Annotated in this window: 13 protein-coding genes and 1 pseudogene; 4 read left to right on the top strand and 10 right to left on the bottom strand. The window is 70.8% G+C overall.

What is annotated here, in order from left to right:
• Nucleotides 1-17: 17 nt before the first annotated feature.
• The 4 genes from IEY95_RS15430 to abmR all read right to left on the bottom strand — a co-directional run bounded on the left by IEY95_RS15430 (nucleotide 18) and on the right by abmR (nucleotide 3764).
• Nucleotides 18-1601, bottom strand: a complete 1584-nt coding sequence (locus IEY95_RS15430) for a purine-cytosine permease family protein (RefSeq protein ID WP_189186608.1) — start codon at nucleotides 1599-1601, stop codon at nucleotides 18-20.
• Between the two features lie 224 nt (nucleotides 1602-1825).
• Nucleotides 1826-2299: a TIGR03668 family PPOX class F420-dependent oxidoreductase gene (locus IEY95_RS15435; protein WP_229702979.1), complete on the bottom strand. Its 474-nt coding sequence runs from the start codon at nucleotides 2297-2299 to the stop codon at nucleotides 1826-1828.
• Nucleotides 2300-2333: 34 nt separating this feature from the next.
• Nucleotides 2334-3161 (bottom strand): LLM class F420-dependent oxidoreductase, encoded by an 828-nt coding sequence (locus IEY95_RS15440; protein WP_189186609.1) that lies wholly within the window; start codon nucleotides 3159-3161, stop codon nucleotides 2334-2336.
• A gap of 51 nt (nucleotides 3162-3212) precedes the next feature.
• Complete coding sequence (gene abmR, locus IEY95_RS15445; protein ID WP_189186610.1) at nucleotides 3213-3764, bottom strand: ATP-binding transcription factor AbmR; 552 nt, start codon at nucleotides 3762-3764, stop codon at nucleotides 3213-3215.
• 308 nt (nucleotides 3765-4072) lie between these two features.
• On the opposite strand from abmR, the gene IEY95_RS15450 reads away from it, so the two are divergent.
• The gene (locus IEY95_RS15450; protein WP_189186611.1) at nucleotides 4073-4507 is read left to right on the top strand and encodes a protease inhibitor; all 435 of its coding nucleotides are present in this window, start codon (nucleotides 4073-4075) and stop codon (nucleotides 4505-4507) included.
• A gap of 259 nt (nucleotides 4508-4766) precedes the next feature.
• Here IEY95_RS15450 and IEY95_RS15455 read toward each other — a convergent pair whose 3' ends face one another.
• Together IEY95_RS15455 and IEY95_RS15460 are read right to left on the bottom strand one after the other, a co-directional pair.
• On the bottom strand, nucleotides 4767-5777 hold the full coding sequence (locus tag IEY95_RS15455; RefSeq protein ID WP_189186612.1) for a Ppx/GppA family phosphatase: 1011 nt from the start codon (nucleotides 5775-5777) through the stop codon (nucleotides 4767-4769).
• Between the two features lie 256 nt (nucleotides 5778-6033).
• Nucleotides 6034-6531, bottom strand: coding sequence for a methyltransferase family protein (locus IEY95_RS15460; protein ID WP_189186613.1), 498 nt, complete (start codon nucleotides 6529-6531; stop codon nucleotides 6034-6036).
• A gap of 311 nt (nucleotides 6532-6842) precedes the next feature.
• Between IEY95_RS15460 and IEY95_RS15465 the strand changes: the two genes are divergently transcribed.
• Nucleotides 6843-8531, top strand: a complete 1689-nt coding sequence (locus IEY95_RS15465; RefSeq protein ID WP_189186614.1) for a bifunctional phosphatase PAP2/diacylglycerol kinase family protein — start codon at nucleotides 6843-6845, stop codon at nucleotides 8529-8531.
• 64 nt (nucleotides 8532-8595) lie between these two features.
• Here the strand turns inward: IEY95_RS15465 and IEY95_RS15470 are convergent, their stop codons facing one another.
• Nucleotides 8596-10107 carry an MFS transporter gene (locus IEY95_RS15470; protein WP_189186615.1) on the bottom strand — a complete coding sequence of 504 codons (1512 nt, stop codon included), beginning with the start codon at nucleotides 10105-10107 and terminating at the stop codon, nucleotides 8596-8598.
• 171 nt (nucleotides 10108-10278) lie between these two features.
• Between IEY95_RS15470 and IEY95_RS15475 the strand changes: the two are divergent.
• Both IEY95_RS15475 and IEY95_RS15480 read left to right on the top strand, forming a co-directional pair.
• A pseudogene (locus tag IEY95_RS15475) lies at nucleotides 10279-10581 on the top strand (ArsR/SmtB family transcription factor); the annotation flags it as partial.
• 150 nt (nucleotides 10582-10731) lie between these two features.
• The gene (locus IEY95_RS15480) at nucleotides 10732-11268 is read left to right on the top strand and encodes an SRPBCC family protein (RefSeq protein ID WP_189186617.1); all 537 of its coding nucleotides are present in this window, start codon (nucleotides 10732-10734) and stop codon (nucleotides 11266-11268) included.
• Nucleotides 11269-11272: 4 nt separating this feature from the next.
• Here IEY95_RS15480 and IEY95_RS15485 read toward each other — a convergent pair whose 3' ends face one another.
• From IEY95_RS15485 to IEY95_RS15495, 3 genes are read right to left on the bottom strand one after another with little or no spacing between them, the layout of a single operon-like run.
• Nucleotides 11273-14101, bottom strand: coding sequence for an NHLP bacteriocin export ABC transporter permease/ATPase subunit (locus IEY95_RS15485; RefSeq protein ID WP_189186618.1), 2829 nt, complete (start codon nucleotides 14099-14101; stop codon nucleotides 11273-11275).
• A gap of 1 nt (nucleotide 14102) precedes the next feature.
• On the bottom strand, nucleotides 14103-16325 hold the full coding sequence (locus tag IEY95_RS15490) for an NHLP family bacteriocin export ABC transporter peptidase/permease/ATPase subunit (RefSeq protein WP_189186619.1): 2223 nt from the start codon (nucleotides 16323-16325) through the stop codon (nucleotides 14103-14105).
• A complete protein-coding gene (locus IEY95_RS15495; protein WP_189186620.1) occupies nucleotides 16322-17131 on the bottom strand; it encodes an HlyD family efflux transporter periplasmic adaptor subunit in 810 nt (269 codons plus the stop codon). The genes IEY95_RS15490 and IEY95_RS15495 overlap by 4 nt, the downstream gene beginning before the upstream one ends.
• Nucleotides 17132-17198: the final 67 nt, after the last annotated feature.

Genomic DNA, 17198 nt, shown 5'->3' on the forward strand with positions numbered 1-17198 from the left:
GTCCCTCACCAGCATCCTCAGTTGCTCTCTACGGCGAGCACCGGCTGCGCGCCGTCGGTCTCCGTGCCGGGGCCGGTGATCGGCGGCACCGGCACCTCGACCGTACGGGCCAGCCGCGCACCCTCGGGTCCGTAGACGGCCCGGGGTTCGGGGAAGAGCCGCAGCAGCCCCAGGAACAGGACGGCGGCCACGGCCAGCGACAGCGGCAGGCTGATGTCGATGCCGTTCGCCAGGTCGCCCAGCGGACCGACGAACTGCCCGGGGATGTTGGTGAACAGCACACCGATCACCGCGGACACCCACCAGGCGGTCATGCCCCGCCAGTTCCAGCCGTGCGTGAACCAGTAGCGGCCGCCGCGCTGGCGGCGGTTGAAGACCTGGAGCGCGTCCGGGTCGTACCAGCCGCGCCGGGTGTAGAAGCCGAGGATCATCACGACCATCCACGGAGTCGTGCAGGTGATGATCATCGTGGCGAATGTCGAGATGGACTGCACCAGGTCGAAGCCGAAGCGCCCGACGAAGATGAACGCGATCGACAACGCGCCGACCAGGAACGTCGCCTGGACCCGCGACAGACGCGGGAACACCGACGAGAAGTCCAGCCCGGTCCCGTACAACGATGTCGTGCCGGTCGACATGCCGCCGATCAGCGCGAGCAGACACACCGGCAGGAAGAACCAGCTCGGCGAGATGGCCAGCAGTCCGCCCACGAAGTCGGGAGCGGCCGGGTCGACGTACTTCGGGGCCTTGGTCGCGATGATGCTCGCCGTCGCGAGACCGAAGACGAACGGCAGCAGGGTCGCGATCTGGGAGAGGAACGCGGCGCCGACGACCTTGCGGCGGGGTGTGTTCGCCGGGATGTAGCGGGACCAGTCGCCGAGGAACGCTCCGAAGGACACCGGGTTCGAGAGCACGATCAGTGCCGAGCCGATGAAGGAGGGCCAGAACAGCGCCTGCGTCGCCGAGTCGGCGGAGGCGGTGAAGACACCTGCGTACGACGGGTCGAAGTCACCGGCGAAGGCGATCGCGCCGAGCAGGAACAGCACGGTCGCCGAGGCCACGGCGATCTTGTTGACGAACAGCATGAACCGGAACCCGTACACGCACACCGCGAGCACCAGACCGCCGAACAGCGCGTACGCGACGACGTACGACAGCGTGCTGCGTTCCAGGCCGAACAGCCGGTGCGCGCCGCCGACCAGGGCGTCGCCGGAGCTCCACACCGAGATCGAGAAGAACGCGATGGCCGTGAGCAGCGAGAGGAACGAGCCGACGACCCGGCCGTGCACACCCAGGTGCGCGGAGGAGGCGACAGCGTTGTTCGTGCCGTTGACCGGGCCGAACACCGCCATCGGGCACAGGATCAGCGCGCCGACGACGACTCCGAGGAGTGTTGCCGCGAGCCCCTGCCAGAAGGAGAGGCCGAAGAGGATGGGGAAGGCCCCGAGGACGCAGGTGGAGAAGGTGTTCGCACCACCGAAGGCGACCCGGAACAGGTCGAGCGGCGATGCGGTGCGGTCCGCGTCGGGGATGCGCTCGACGCCGTAGGTCTCCACCTCGGTGAGGGACGGCGGCGGCGTGGCGGGGGAGTTCTCGGACAAAGGGGCTCCAGCGAAGTGCCTGTACCGGAAGGGCGACGGAGCGCGTGGTGGCGCTGGGGGCGGGGTGGCCGGTTGTCGCCGCTGGGTGTGCGGCGTGAGTGGACGGCCTCCTTGGGGGATCTGCCGACGCTAAGGCGGTGCGACGGCCGCGGAAAAGGAGGCGAATCATCCATTCCTCATGTCCGAGATGGACTATTGGTCCACCGCCTGGGGCGGTCGGCGGCTCAGCCGGGCGGGTCGGTCTCTCGTGCGGCGCGCCAGCCGTGCCACCGGTGGACGGTGATCGCGATCACCGGGCCGTCCGGCGGCTGCGAGCGGTACGGCGCGTACTTCTCCCGCAGCAGGGCGATCGCCGCGGTGTACTCGTCCCGGGACTCCGGCGCGTCGGGCGGCAGGATGCGGGCGTCGCCGTCCGCCCGCACCCACCACAGCCGGTCCCAGTCCTCGTCGTACGCGTCCACGAGCAGACACACGGCCGGGTGGGCGGCGATGTTGCGCAGCCGCTTGAGCCGCGGTGATCTCTTGGGCTTCCGGTCGACGGCGGTGACGATCTCGTCGCCGTGGAGCGCGATGTCGCCGTGCCGTGCGAACACCACCGGCACCAGGTGGGGTCGCCCGTCGGCGTCCACCGTCGCCAGGCGCGCCACCCGTGCCGTCAGAAACCGGCGACGCGCCTCGTCCTCGTCCATGTCCGGCACGGTGAGCTCCGTATCCCCCGGCGGCCGGGCGCGGTCAGCGGTAGGCGGACGCGGCTTCAGCGAGCTCGTCCAGCGTACGCAGTGTCTGGTCCTCCGGCCGGGTCGGCAGATAGAGCAGCACGCGTTCGACGCCGAGTTCCGCGTAGATGTCGAGGGACTCACGGTCGTGCCGGGCCGCGTACACGACCACGGTCGGCCCGTCACCGGCGACCTGCCGCATGCGGTCGATCCGCGCGCCGAGTTCCTTGGGAGGTACGCCGCTGGGCATCCACGCCGTCCCGTGTTCGGCGACTCGGGCGAAGGCGCGGTCGCTGTTGCCGCCGACCCAGAGGGGCGGGTAGGGCCCTTGGACCGGCTTGGGCCAGCTGTAGACCGGGTCGAAGTCGACGAAGTCGCCGTGGAACTCGGCCTCGTCCTTGGTCCACAGCTCGATGATCGCGCGGATACGTTCGTCCATCAGCCGGCCGCGCTGGGCCGGATCCGTCCCGTGGTTGCGCATCTCCTCCCGGTTCCAGCCGGCGCCGACACCGAACACGGCACGGCCGCCGGAGACCAGATCGAGGCTGGCCATTTCCTTCGCCGTGATGATCGGATCACGCTCGACCACGAGCGCGATCCCGGTGCCCAGCAGCAGCTTGCGGGTCACGGAGGCGACCGCGGCGAGCGCCACGAACGGGTCGAGCGTGCGGTAGTACACGCGGGGCAGATCACCACCCGCCGGGTACGGCGTCTCCCGCTTCACCGGAATGTGCGTGTGCTCGGCCAGCAGCAGCGCGTCGAACCCACGCTCCTCCAGGGCCGGTCCGAGCGCCGCCGGACCGATGCCCTCATCGGTGAGAAACGTCGACACCCCGAACCTCATCCGCGACCACCTCGTCTCGTCGGCACCTTGGTGCCAGTGTGGCGCGGTTCGTCACTCCTCGTCGGACGGGGCGTCTTCCGGTTCGGCGTCCGGGCCCTGGGCCCTGACCCGCTGCACGTGCTCCAGCGAGTCGCGCAGTTCGGTGAGCCAGTCGTCGGTGTGCCGCTGCACGAGGCGTACGCACCAGGCGAGGGCGTCGCTGCGGCTGCGGGCTGCACCGGCGGCGACGAGGGTGTCGAGGACCTGGCGTTCGGGCTGGCGCAACCGGGTCATGACCGGCGCGGCGATGTGCGTGAACAGCGCGCGCTCGCCGCCGCACTCCACACCCCAGGAGACCTTCTTGCGGAACCGGTGCTCGGCCTCGCGCGCCACCGCGACCCGGTCCTCGCGGGTGCGCTCCCGGAATTCCTGGATGCGTGCCTGGGCGGCAGCCTCCTTCTCGGCGTCCGAGGCGTCTTCGGTGAGCCGGGGCTCGGGGATGCGGCCGATGACGGTGATCTCCTCACGGTCGACCGTCACCTCCGCGAGGCTCTCGAAGAGGTCGTCGGGCAAGCGGCCGGCGAACCAGCCGCGCAGCTTCTCGCGCTGCTCTGTTGTAATCATGTAATCACCATTACTCCGTTGCTCGGCATAGGCAAGGGCCTCCGCCGTGAGCTGAAGCGGAATGTTTCAGGCCTATTGCCGAGCCAAGGGAATCCGGCCAGGAAGGCGCTTCCTGTGATCAGCAACCGTGCCGTTCCCGGGCCTGTGCGTTCGAATTCCGTAACTTCACGCCACTGTTTCAACACTCAAAGTTACCGAAACGCATGGGGTCGATGTGTGTTTCCGGTGCGGACTCGGCAGACTCGCGCTCGCCGAACCGGCACCAACCGAGCCGGTACGGCCTTCAATCGAGCGGAAGGATGCACACAATGCCGACCACCGCGCGCTGGGCAGCGACTCTCACCCTGACGGCCACCGCCGTCTGCGGACCCCTGCTCGGCTCCGCCCACGCGGCCCCGAGCCTCGGCCCGTCCGGGCTCTACGCCCCCTCGGCCCTGGTGCTCACCATGGGCCACGGCAACAGCGCGGCCACCGTCACTCCGGAACGGGCAGTCACCCTGAACTGCGCCCCGACCGCCTCCGGCACCCACCCCGCCGCCACCCAGGCCTGCGCCGAACTCCGCGGAGCCGGCGGCGACCTCGACGCTCTGACGGTCAGAGACGGGGCCGTCTGTACGAAGCAGTTCGACCCTGTGGTCGTCACGGTGGACGGCGTCTGGCAGGGCAAGCGCGTCTCGTACGAGCGCACCTTCGCCAACGAGTGCGTGAAGAACTCCTACGGGATGACCGTCTTCACGTTCTGAGGGACCGGGATCGCGCGGTCCTCGTGAACGTCGATCGAGGTCCGTAACTGGGGAGTGCGGGCCCCGCCGCGGGGCCACGCGATTTCGCACCGGGGGTCGGCCGGACAGAGTGGGGCTGTCGGCCGGCCCTCGGCATTCGTGTGTGGACGATCGGCGGCGTATTCGCCTTCTCCTGCGCCACTGCTTCAACGAGCCCTGTCCAAGCGGTTGTTGAGGTGAAGGCGGTCGGACCGGGGGCGGGTGCCGGGGAGGCGCCCGCTCAGCGCACCGGGGTCGCGATGCGCAGATGGGCCCCACCGGTCGGCGGCGTGGCCTCGTCACTGTGCCGGGTGATGTCCGCCCACCATGAGCCGCCCTCCTCCATGTGTCGCAGCAGGATGCCCTCGCGGATGGCCCAGGGGCAGATGGACACCGTCTTCAGGCCCGCCAGTTTCATCGCCGTGTGCCCGACCACCGCACCGGCCAGGCTCTGGGCGGCCCGCGGTGCCGAGATGCCCGGCAGCAGCGCACGCTCCGCGGCCGTGAGCCGCGCGAGGCAATCGACTGAGCCGCGTAGGTCCGCCCGGTGTAACTCCCTTTCCACGAACGGGCCGTGGCGCCCGGGCGGCGCACCGCACAGCCGGGCCAGCTGCTGGAAGGTCCGTGACGTCGCCACGGCGGTGCGCGGCCCCTCCCAGCGGATCCGAGCGGCCACATCCCGCAGTTGATGGCGTACGTGACGGCGCAGCGCCTTGACGCTCTCCTCGGGCGGCGGGTCCTGCCCTTCGAAGAACTCGCGGGTCAGTCGCCCCGCGCCGAGCGGCAGCGACGCCACGAAGTCCGGCAGCCTGCCTCGGCCGAACGCCACCTCCAGTGAGCCGCCGCCGATGTCGAGGAGCGCGAGCGGCCCGGAGCGCCAGCCCATCCAGCGGCGCGCCCCGAGGAACGTGAGCTCGGCCTCCACCTCGCCCGGCAGGGTGCACAGCCGCACTCCGGCCCGCGCGCACACGGCACGCAGCACCTCCTGACGGTTCGGGGCGTTGCGCACCACGGTCGTCGCGAAGGCCAACGGGCCCGCCGCGCCCCATCGTTGGGCCATACTCCCCGCCGCACGCACCGCCTCGACCAGTTGACCCACCGCCTCGTCGGGGATCGGGCCGCCGTGCGCCATCCGCTCGGACAGCCGCAGCCGCCACTTGGCGGTGTGCACCGGCAGCGGCACTCCGCCCTCGGCATCCGCCACCACCAGCCGCACCGTGTTCGACCCCACATCCACCACACTCATCCGCATGCCGCTGCATGTACCCAGGTGCTCCGGCGGCACGCCCTGTGTGCGCCTTCGTACCCCGGTGCTCCGTCGGCACGCCCTGTGTGCACCTTCGCGCGCCGTCGAGGTCGTCCGGGCCGGATCGGGGACGATCCCATGTGCGGCATGGAACGCGCGGGTCGGCGCGGGGACGGGCGCCCCGCCGGACACCGGACTGCCCCGCCGTGCCGTGGATCGTCCTGGCCGCGATCCCGGTGCCGTCCCTCGCGCTGCCGCCGAGTCAACCGGCGTCGCGCCAGGGGCGGAGCCTGGGCCACCAGCCGGGTACCGCTCGTCGATAACGCTCGTACTCCGCGCCGAATCTGCCGATCAGTTCCGGTTCCTCGTACCACCGCGCGAACGCCGCCATCACCAGCCCGGCGATCGCGCCGTACACCATGAGCACCGGCCGGGCGAGCAGCAGGGCCTGCCCGGCGATCAGCGCGACGACGGCCACGTACATCGGATTGCGGACATGGCGGTAGAGCCCGCCCACGACCAGGTGTTCCGTGGGCGCGACCGGCGCCGGAGTGCCGAGGCCCTCGGCGACGAACCGGGCGAAGGCGAACAACAGGACCACCGCGCCCGCGACCAGGGGAACCAGGCCCAGCACGCGCACGGGCAGCCACCAGTCACCGGACCGCCAGCCCGTCAGCCACCAGGGGAGAAGGACCGCCACGGTGCCGGGAGCCAGTGCCAGGAAGAGAGAGCTGCCGGCCGCCGCCGCAGATCTGCGCATACGGCCACCATGGCGGCTGCGCGGCACGGTGTAAACGGGCGCCGTCGGCGGCCGGCCGGTCACTTCCGTGTGCCGCCGACGGGCAGCCGGTCACCGGCGGCGGGCTGCCCGTGACCCGCGTGTGCCGTTGGTCGGCCGGCCTTCGCCGGCCTTCGCCGGCCTTCGCCGGCCTTCGCCGGCCTTCGCCGGCCTTCGCCGGCCTTCGCCGGCCGGAGCGGACAGGCCGGGGACATGCGCCGCACGGAGCAGAGGCGTCACCGGTCCGAGTCGCCCGGGATGCCGACGAGGGAGCGGCACCGTAGCGATGGAGCATGCGCGTACTCGGCGAGCTGGACCAGCGGCTGTTCACACGGGTGGCCGGGGCGCGGGTGCCCGGAGCCGATCCGGCGCTGCGGTGGCTCAGCCATTCCGCCGACCACGGGCGCCTGTGGCTGGGAGCCGCGGCCGGGCTCGCGGCGATCGGCGGACTCAGGGCCAGACGGGCGGCCCTGCGCGGTGCGGGCTCGCTCGCGCTGGCCTCGCTGACCGTCAACACGGTCGTGAAGTGGAGCGCCCGGCGCCCCCGCCCGCTGTTGGAGCACGTGCCGCAGATCCGGCACCTCAGGCATCAGCCGCAGACCACGTCCTTCCCCTCCGGGCACTCCGCGTCCGCCGCGGCCTTCGCGACCGGGGTGGCCCTGGAGTCCACCCGCTACGGCGCCATGGTCGCGCCGCTCGCCGCCGCCGTCGCCTTCTCCCGCGTCTACGTCGGCGTGCACTACCCGGGAGACGTGCTGGCCGGGGTGGTGATCGGCGTCGGAGCCGCCGCGCTCACCTGCCGCTGGTGGCCACCGCGCGCGACCGCCCCGGAACGGGAGCGGCCCGCGGCCCACGCGCCCGCGCTGCCCCGCGGCGAGGGACTGATCGTCTTCGTCAACAGCCGGTCCGGCACCGGCGTGCCCGCCGCGCCGCTGCCGCCCGCCGAGCGGCTGCGCGCACTGCTGCCCGGGGCCGAGCTGATCGAGCGCGGTCCCGAAGACGACTTCGCCGCGCTGCTCGCCGAGGCCGTCGACCGGGCCTCGCGGGCGGCCGGCGTGCTGGGCGTGTGCGGAGGCGACGGCAGCGTCAACGCCGCGGCCCGTGCGGCGGCCGAACGGGGGCTCGCACTCGCGGTGTTCCCCGGCGGCACGCTCAATCACTTCGCGCAGGACGTGGGTGTACCCGACTTCGAGGACACCGCGGTCGCGGTCGCCCGGGGCGAGGCGGTGGCCGTGGACTTCGGCGTGGCGAGGTCGGGGGCCGGCCAGGACGTGCGGTTCCTCAACACCTTCAGCATCGGCCTGTACCCCGAACTCGTCCGGCTCCGTGAGCACTTGGAGGAGCGGTGGGGCAAGTGGCCCGCCGCGGCCGTCGCCCTCATCCGGGTGCTGCGCACCGCGACGCCCATCGAGCTGAACGTCAATGGCCACCCGCGCCGCCTGTGGCTGTTCTTCGCGGGCAACGGTCGCTACGTGCCCGAGGGCTTCGCCCCTGCGTTCCGGCCGCGCCTGGACGACGGACTGCTGGACGTGCGGCTGGTCGACGGCGATCGCCGGCTCGCGCGCACCCGCGTCGTCGCCTCCGCGCTCGTCGGGGGGCTCCGCCGCTCCCGGGTGTACAGCGCCGAACACGTCCCGTGGGTGCAGTTGGAGGGTCTCGCCGGCTCGGACAGTCTGGCGTACGACGGTGAAGTCGCCCCCAGTCCATCGGGGTTGAGGCTGCAGAAGGCGCACCGGGCCATCGTCGTGTACCGGCCCGCGCAGCCCCAGAACGAACTGGCTCAGCAGGCCCGTCTGGCTGCCGAGACGGCCCGTTACCGGAGACGGACGAGACGGTCCGCCACCGGGGACGCCGGGGACGCCGGGGACGCCGGGGACGCCGGGGACGCCGGGGACGCCGGGGACGCCGGGGACGCCGGGGACGCCGGGGACGCCGGAGACGCCGGAGACGCCGGAGACGCCGGAGACGCGGGACGCGGATGAGGGGCCGCCGTCTCCCTGCAGACGGCGGCCCCTCGGCCTGGCGGGTGATCGGATCAGTGACCGATCACATGTGGACGACCGGTGCGGCGTCTGCACCGTCCTCGGCCCGCTCCAGCTTCCCGCGGCGGTAGAGCAGGAAGGCGATCAGCGCGCCCGCGACGAAGAAGCCGGACGACCACCAGAAGGCGGTGGTGTAGCTCTCGATCGTCGACTGGGCCCGGACCAGCTTGTCGGTCGCGTCCTTGCCGGACAGATAGCTGGTCGCGGCGCTCGCGGCGAGCGTGTTCAGCAGCGCCGTTCCGATCGAACCGCCCACCTGCTGCATGGTGTTGACGGTCGCCGAGGCGACACCGGCGTCGGCGGAGGCGACCCCGCTGGTGGCCAGCGACATGGCCGGCGGCATCACCACGCCGAGGCCCGCGCCGACCAGAAGCAGCTGCGGCAGCACGGCGGTCGAGAAGGACGAGCCGAGACCGATGCCGGTCAGCCATGCCATGCCGACCGCGGCGATCGCGAAGCCCGCGGGGATGACGGCCTTGGGCCCGATCCGCGGCACCAGGATCGTGGTGGAGACCTGCGCCATGACCATCAGGGCCGCCATCATCGGCAGGAACGCCACACCCGTCTTGGTGGGGCTGAAGCCGAGGTTCAGCTGCAGGTAGTAGGTGAGGAAGAGGAAGACGCCGAACATGCCCGCGCCGGTGATCAGAACCGTGATGAACGACGCGGCACGGTTGCGGTCGAGCAGCACGCGCATCGGCAGCAGCGGGTGCTCGGCCCGGGTCTGCCACCAGGCGAACGCGGTCAGCAGGATCCCGCCCGCGGCCAGGAAGCCCCAGGTGGCGGGCGAACTCCAGTCGTGCGTCTCGGCGTTGGAGAAGCCGTAGACCAGGGAGAAGAGACCGGAGGAGACCAGCAGTGTGCCCGGCAGGTCGAGCTTGGAGTTCGCCGCGTCACGGTGGTTGGTCAGCAGCATCCAGCCGCCGGCGAAGGCGACGATCGCGAAGACGATGTTGACGAACAGCGTCCAGCGCCAGTCGAGCGCGTCGGTCAGTACCCCGCCGAGGAGCAGACCCACCGCGCCACCGGCGCCGGCGATCGCGCCGTAGACGCTGAAAGCCTTGGCGCGTTCCTTGGCGTCGGTGAAGGTCGTGTTCAGCAGCGAGAGCGCGGCGGGCGCGAGGAGGGCGCCGAAGACGCCCTGGAGGGCGCGGGCGGTGACCAGCATTCCGAAGCCGGTGGACGCCCCGCCGAGCACGGAGGCCGCGGCGAACCCGGCGACACCGATCAGGAAGGCGGGCTTGCGCCCGAAGAGGTCCGCGATGCGCCCGCCGAGCAGCAGGAGCGAGGCGAACGCCAGGGAGTACGCGGTGACGATCCACTGCCGGTTGCCGTCGGAGAAGCCCAGGTCCGCCTGAGCGGACGGCAGAGCGATGTTCACGATGGTGGCGTCGAGGACCACCATCAGCTGGGCGATGCCGATGATCGTGAGGATCAACCAGCGCCGCTTGGACGCCTCTGCGGGCGTTGTCTCGACCGCACCCGCTCGGGTGCCGTCGGTCAGGGTCTGAGACATGGGAGAACCACTCCAGGGAAGTCGCTCAGGGATGGCAAGTACGTAAACGAAACTGTTTCGTACACGTCGAGACTAGCCCGCTTTTATCGAAACGCCAAAGTTTCGATGGCCGGTGTGTTCGGGGCCATATATGCCTTGACCGGCATATAACTTCGGAGGCATATTGGGCTCATGTTCGACGACGCCCTCTGGGCCGCACTCGCCGACCCTCACCGGCGGGCCATCGTCGCGCTGCTCCTGGAGCGGCCGCGCGCCGTCGGTGAGATCGTCGAGGCGTGCGGTCTGAGTCAGCCGAGCACCTCGAAGCATCTGCGGGTGCTGCGGGACGCGGGACTGGTGCGGGTACGGCAGGACGCGCAGCGCCGTGTCTACGCGCTCGACCTCGCGCCGATCGCCGCACTGGACGCCTGGCTGGCCCCGTACCGGAAGCTGTGGAACGAGAGCCTCGACGCCCTCGGCCGTCGCCTGGACGAGGCGGTGGGGGAGCCGTCGGACGACCGCGAGGGACTCTTCCCGAAGACGGAAGAACTCTTCCCGCACACCGAAGCGCCCTTGCCGCAAGCGCCCTTGCCGCAAGCGCCCTTCCCGAACGACGCAGCCCCCTTCCCGAAGGACTGAGCCACCATGTCCGCCGAACCCACCGCCCTGACCGGCACCTACCTCACCCTCGACGACGGCCGCCCCGCCGTCCGCTTCAGCCGGACCTACGACCACCCTGTCGACCGCGTCTGGCAGTTCGTGACCGACCCGGACGAGCTGGCCGAATGGTTCCCGTCCCGCGCCGAAATCGAGCTGCGGCCCGGCGGCACCATCACGTTCAGCGGCGACCCGAACATGGAGAACTCCACCGGGAGGGTCCTCGCGGTCGACGCTCCGCGCCACCTCTCCTTCGAATGGGGCGGCGACGAGCTGCACTTCGACCTCGAAGCCCTCGACGAGAAGCGCACGCACTTCACGCTCACCAATGTCCTGGTGGCCGAGAACACCGCCGCGCGCAACGGGGCCGGCTGGGAGGTGTGTCTGGCCGCCCTCGACGCCAAGGCACGGGGCGAGCGGTTCGAAGGCCCGCACGCCGGTGCCGGTGCGCCCTGGAAGGAGATCTACCGCGGCTACATCGAGGCCGGAGTCCCCTCGGGCGCCCCGGTCCCCGGCCTCGACTGACCGCTCACTGCATCTGCCGCCGCACCAACTCGTGCAGCCGCCCGCCCGTGTCCGCCAGCAGCTGCGCGGGCGGGCCCTGCTGGGCGACCCGGCCTTCCTCCATCACGATGACGCGGTCCGCGTCCATCACCGTGGATAGGCGGTGCGCGATCACGACCCTGGTGGCGTTGAGCGCCCGGGTGCTCTCGATGACCGTGCGCTGCGTCTCGTTGTCCAGAGCGCTGGTCGCCTCGTCGAAGAAGAGGATGCGGGGGCGTCGGATCAGCGCCTGGGCGATCATCAGACGCTGTCGCTGACCGCCGGAGATGGCGCCGCTGCCGGAGACGATGGTGTGCAGCCCCATCGGCATGCGCTTGATGTCGTCGGCCAGACCCGCCATCTCGGCCGCCGCCATCGCCTCCTCGGGCGTGTAGGGCTCCGTGCCGCAGATGCAGTCCAGGATCGAGCCGGTGAAGGGCTGCGCGTGCTGGAGCACCACACCGCACTGACGGCGCACGGCGGACTGGTCGAGGGCCGCCAGATCCTGGCCGTCGTAGAGCACGCTGCCCGAGACCGGCTTGTCGAAGCCGATGAGCAGTCGCAGCAGCGTGGACTTGCCACAGCCGCTGGGGCCGACGATCGCCACGAACTCGCCCGGCCTGATGTCGAACGACACGTCGTCGAGGACGAGCGGGCCGTCGTCGGCGTACCGGAAGGAGAGCCTTCGGGCCTCGATCCCGCCGGACAGGAGGCCCGGTCGGGTGCTCGCCACGCGTACCTCGGGCGTCGCGTCGAGCACCGGCTTGATCTCTTCGAACATCGGCAGCGCGGCCGCCGCCGAGACGAACGCGCCGGTGATCTGGGTGACCGAGGTGAGCAGCATCGTCATCGACGTGTTGAAGGTGAGGAAGTCCGCGGCCGACAGCGAACCGTGTGCCGGGCCCGCCAGCAGCATGAACATCAGCAGGGAACAGAACGGCAGATACACCGCGCCCATCACCGTGGTGAGGTTCTTGATGCGGCCGACCTTCTGCTGGAGTTCACGGCTGCGCGCGAACTCGCTCGCCCAGGCGGCGTACGCGTAGTTCTCGGCCGCCGCGACCCGCAGCTTGGGCAGTCCTCGCAGGGTCTGGAACGCCTGGTTGTTCAGCTTGTTGCTGAGTACGACGAGGCGGCGCTGCCAGCGCACCTGCCACAGGCCCAGGCCCAGGAACCCGGCCGCGATGACGACGAGCATGCCGATCGCGGCCAGAGCCATCGGCACGCTGTACCAGAACAGCAGCCCCAGGTTCATCGCGCCGAGCGTGCCTGCCTGCGCGACCGTCGGGCCGACGCCCGCGAGGAGCCGACGGATCGCGCTGATGCCCATGGCGGCACTGGCGAGTTCACCGGTCGAGCGTGAGGTGAAGAACTTGGTCGGCAGCCTGAGCAGCCGGTCCCACACGGCCGGTTGGAGCGTGGCCTCGATCCGGCCCTCCATGCGCAGCATCGTGAGGTTCTGCAGCAGCATGAACGCCGCCGACACGATGCTGGTGATCATGATGGCCAGACAGACCTGCACGATGAGACCGTGCTGGGCCTTCGGCACGTACTCGCCGAGCACCTTGCCGGTGGCGATCGGCACCAGCGCGCCGATCGCCACGGTCACCAGACCGCTGATGGCGAGGTTGCGCAGATCGCCACCCGTGCCCTGAAGACAGAAGCGAAGCAGCCGCAGCGGGCTCAACTTCCGTTCGGGCAGCGGGCGGTAGAACATCACGGCCCGCGGCTCGAACTCCGCCGCGTTCGCCTTCTCGACCGGCGTCTCGCGCCCGGACGACGGCTGCACGGCCACATATCCGCCGCGCCGCCACAGCAGCGCGACCGGCGCACCGGACACGGCCCGGTGGCCTATCAGCGGACCGATGTTGTCCCGCCACCAGCGCCCGTCGAGGCGTACGGCACGGGTGCGGACGCGTGAGGCGAGCGCGATCCGCTCGACCGGGTCGAGCCGGTCGCTCTCCGTTCCGCTCTGCGCGGACTCCGCCAACGAGATCCCGGTCTCGCGGGCGACCAGCTTGCAGGCCGCGTAGGTGGCATCGGCGTCGGCCGCGGTCGGCCGCTTCACCGACGACTTGCCGATGGACGCGAGCAGCGTCCGGTCGGCCTGGGCACGGACGGCCTCGCCCGCCTTGATGCCCGCCGCCGTACGGTCCTCGTGGCTGGCCTCCAACTGCTCGATCCAGCGGTCGAGCGTGGTCAGCAGGCGGTACTGCTGGTCGACCATGCTCTGCCAGACACCCGGGTCCATCAGCAGGTCGGCGGCCGCTTCGGCGCCGTACAGCGAGCCGTACTGCACACTGCCCGGCGGCACCTGCATCCAGAAGACGTCGTCGTCCGTGAGCGCGGCGGCGTTCTCCGTGGCCATCGGCGCCTGGAAGAGGATGGAGAGGCTGCGGCCGACGCCGAGGGCGAGGGCGTACTCCAACGGGCTCGAAGTCGGCGGCACGTACTGGGGGTTGCCGTACTCGTCGTACGACCAGGTCTCGGTGTTGACCGGCTGGTACAGCTCGCGCAGCACGATCCGGTGCACCACGCAGTCGCGCAGCGGGCGTCCCACGAGGGTGTGCTGGGGGCCCGCGACCGGGCCGAGGAGAAGGGAGCCCGCTTCGAGGCGGCCGAGGTGGTGCCAATGGCCCTGCTGGGCGGCGTCGACCGCGAACAGGTCCATGGAGCCCGCCGCGACGAGCCAGAGGACTTGGGGGCCTTCCAGATCGAGGCGGTTGAGGCCGGAGCAGTCGATCGGCGTGCCCATGCTGCCGAGCGCACCGAGGACGAGGTCTCCCTCGTGAACGCCCTCGTGAACCGTGGTCATCTCATCGCTCCTTGACCAGCTCGGCGTACGGGCCGCCGGCCGCCACCAGGGCGTCGTGCCGCCCGCGTTCCACGATCGTGCCGTGCTGAAGTACGACGATCTCGTCGCTGTCGCGCACTGTGCTGAGCCGGTGGGCGATCACGACACAGGCGCAGCCGCGCTTGCGCAGGTTGTCCATGACGGTCTGCTCGGTCTCCGCGTCCAGCGCGCTGGTCACCTCGTCGAGCACCAGGATGCTGGGCCTGCGGACCAACGCCCGTGCGATCTCCAGGCGTTGACGCTGGCCGCCGGAGAAATTGCGCCCGTCCTGCTCGACCCGGCTGTGGATGCCGCCGGGACGGCGCATGACCACGTCGTACAGCGCCGCGTCCTCCAGCGCCGCCACCACGGCGTCCTCCGGGATCGACGGGTCCCACAGGGCGATGTTGTCGCGGACCGTTCCCTCGAAGAGGAAGACGTCCTGGTCGACGAAGGACACGGAGGCCGCGAGGGCGCCGCGCGGGATGTCCTCCAGGCGCTGCCCGTCCATGCGGATCGTGCCCTCCCAGGGGGCGTACAAGCCCGAAATCAGCCTGGACACCGTCGACTTGCCGCTTCCCGAACCGCCGACCAGTGCGACCTGCTGGCCCGGGCCGACCGTCAGCGAGAAGCCGGTGAGCAGTGGCTTGTCGAGTGGGCTGTAACCGAACGTGATGTTCTCCAGCTCGACATGGCCGTGCAGACGGCGGGTGGACTCGCCGGTACCGGAGCGGGCGTAGAGCGGGTCCGCCTGGAAGTTCTCGACGTCCTTGAGACGGGCCACGTCGGCCGCGAAGTCCTGGATGCGGCCCGCGACGCCGTTCAGCCGCGTGATCGGCGCGGTGAAGCGGGTGACGAGGGCCTGGAAGGCGACCAGCAGACCCACCGAGATGTGTCCCTCGATCGCTCGCATACCGCCGATCCACAGGATCAGCGCGGAGTTGAGCGTCGCGAGCGTCGGCGCGACCACGCCCAGCCAGGCGCTCGGCACGCCGAGGCGCTGCTGCTCCTCCAGCGTGGTGGCGTGCTGTCCGGCCCACTTGCGGAAGTAGCCGTCCTCGCCGCCGGTGGCCTTCATGGTCTCGATCAGCTGGAGCCCGGTGTAGGCCGTGTTGGTGAGCCGCGCGGTGTCGGCGCGAAGCTTCGCGGTGCGGGTCGCGCGCAGCCGGATCACCACCCGCATGGCCACCACGTTGAGCAGCGCCACGCCGATGCCCACGGCGGTGAGCTGCGGGTCGTAGGTGTAGAGCAGTACGGCGTAGAGCACGACCACGATCGCGTCCACACCGGCCGCCGCGAGATCGCGGGCCAGGGTCTCGGCCACCGCGTCGTTCGACTGGAGCCGCTGCACCAGGTCGGCCGGGCTGCGCTGGGAGAAGAAGGTGACCGGCAGCCGCAGCAGATGGCGCAGGAAGCGGGCGCTGGAGAGCGTCGAGGAGATGATGCGGCCGCGCAGCAGATTGGCCTGCTGCAACCAGGTCAACACCACCGTGAGCAGCACGGAGGCGCCCATCGACGCGAACAGCACGCCGAGCAGAGAGCTCTGGCCACCGATCAGATACTGGTCGATGTACGTCCGGCTGAGCGCGGGCAGCGCCGCGCCGACCACCACCAGCAGCAGGCTCGCCAGCACGGCCGCGGGCATGGTGCCCGATGTGCCGCGCAGCCGGGCCGGCATGGCGCCCAGGACTCCCGGCCTGCGGCCGCCCTTGCGGAAGTCGGGCCCCGGCTCCATGACCAGGACGACACCTGTGAAGCTGGTGTCGAAGTCCTCCATCGGCACGAATCGGCGGCCCTTGCCGGGGTCGTTGATGTGCACGCCGCGCCGTCCGAAGCGGCGACCCATGCCGTCGTACACGACATAGTGGTTGAACTCCCAGAACAGGATCGCGGGCGCCTGGACCTCGGCGAGCGCGGCCGTGTCCATCTGCATGCCCTTGGCCGTCAGGCCGTAACTACGTGCCGCCTTGAGCAGGTTGCTGGCGCGCGAGCCGTCCCGCGAGACACCGCACGCGATGCGCAGCTCTTCGAGCGGGATGTGCCGGCCGTAGTGTCCGAGGACCATGGCGAGGGAGGCCGCACCGCACTCGACGGCCTCCATCTGGAGCACGGTGGGGGTGCGGACGGTCTTGCGCCTGCTCTTGGGAACCGTGCGCTTCGGTGGGGCGGCGCGGCGTCTGCCCCGGGTGTCTTGTGCGGTGGTCACGGCAGGAGCCAATCGATGGGGCGCTGATCGGCCATGCGGATCGAACCCGTGGCCAGGGTCATGGAAGTGAGCGCGAACGGCGGTCCGTCCGCCGAGGACCACTTGAGGCCGCTCTTCGTGCCGGAGGACCGGTCGAGGCGGACCAGGACGGCCACCGGCCTGCCCTTCTTGGTGAACTGCTCGCCCAGCTGGCTGTCACCGAGGAAGGAGGCGATCTGTTGCTGGGTCTGAACGGTCCGGTCGACCGCCTTCACATGGCCGCGCAGCACCCCGTACTGCTGGGTGGGCACCGACTGGACGGTGAGGTCGACGGCGGCGTTCGCGGGAATCGTGGAGGCGTTCTCCGCGGGGACGTACACGGTCGCGTAGAGCGGATCGTCGGCGTGGGCGACCTTCTCCACGGCGGCGACGTTCGCGCCGGTCGAGATGATCGCGCCGATGGTGGCGGCGAGCGCGGTGATGCGGCCGGCTGCGACCGTCCGGACGACGGCCGTTTCCCCTTGCGCCGTACGGACCTTCAGCACGGGGGCGTTCGCGGCGAGCCGTTCGCCCTCCTTGGCGAGGACTGCGGTGACCTGCCCGGCGACGGGGCTCTGCAGAACATAACTGCCCTCCCCGTGCGTGAGGATGGCGGGTGCGCCGACCGTGGAGGCGACGGTGCCCGTCACGGCCCACACGGACGCGGCCGCCATGACGACAACCGTCACGGACAGTACGAGCCAGCCCTGCGGGCGGGCGAAGCGCACCGGAAGGTCGAGCTCTTCGGGCGATTGCAGCTTGGCGAGGGCCTGTTGGCGGAACTGCACGGGACTTCCCTCACCTGTTCGAGAGATTTATGGCATCCGAGAGTCCCGGAACCGGGAAGCGGTTCCG

The organism is Streptomyces albiflavescens, assembly GCF_014645835.1.
Taxonomy (GTDB): Bacteria; Actinomycetota; Actinomycetes; order Streptomycetales; family Streptomycetaceae; genus Streptomyces; species Streptomyces albiflavescens.

Excerpts from the sequence above, each read along its gene's own strand:
- IEY95_RS15440 (WP_189186609.1), bottom strand. The coding sequence starts at position 3,161 with ATGAGGTTCGGGGTGTCGACGTTTCTCACCGATGAGGGCATCGGTCCG.
- abmR (WP_189186610.1), bottom strand. The coding sequence starts at position 3,764 with ATGATTACAACAGAGCAGCGCGAGAAGCTGCGCGGCTGGTTCGCCGGC.
- IEY95_RS15450 (WP_189186611.1), top strand. The coding sequence starts at position 4,073 with ATGCCGACCACCGCGCGCTGGGCAGCGACTCTCACCCTGACGGCCACC.
- IEY95_RS15455 (WP_189186612.1), bottom strand. The coding sequence starts at position 5,777 with ATGCGGATGAGTGTGGTGGATGTGGGGTCGAACACGGTGCGGCTGGTG.
- IEY95_RS15460 (WP_189186613.1), bottom strand. The coding sequence starts at position 6,531 with ATGCGCAGATCTGCGGCGGCGGCCGGCAGCTCTCTCTTCCTGGCACTG.
- IEY95_RS15465 (WP_189186614.1), top strand. The coding sequence starts at position 6,843 with ATGCGCGTACTCGGCGAGCTGGACCAGCGGCTGTTCACACGGGTGGCC.
- IEY95_RS15470 (WP_189186615.1), bottom strand. The coding sequence starts at position 10,107 with ATGTCTCAGACCCTGACCGACGGCACCCGAGCGGGTGCGGTCGAGACA.
- IEY95_RS15480 (WP_189186617.1), top strand. The coding sequence starts at position 10,732 with ATGTCCGCCGAACCCACCGCCCTGACCGGCACCTACCTCACCCTCGAC.
- IEY95_RS15485 (WP_189186618.1), bottom strand. The coding sequence starts at position 14,101 with ATGACCACGGTTCACGAGGGCGTTCACGAGGGAGACCTCGTCCTCGGT.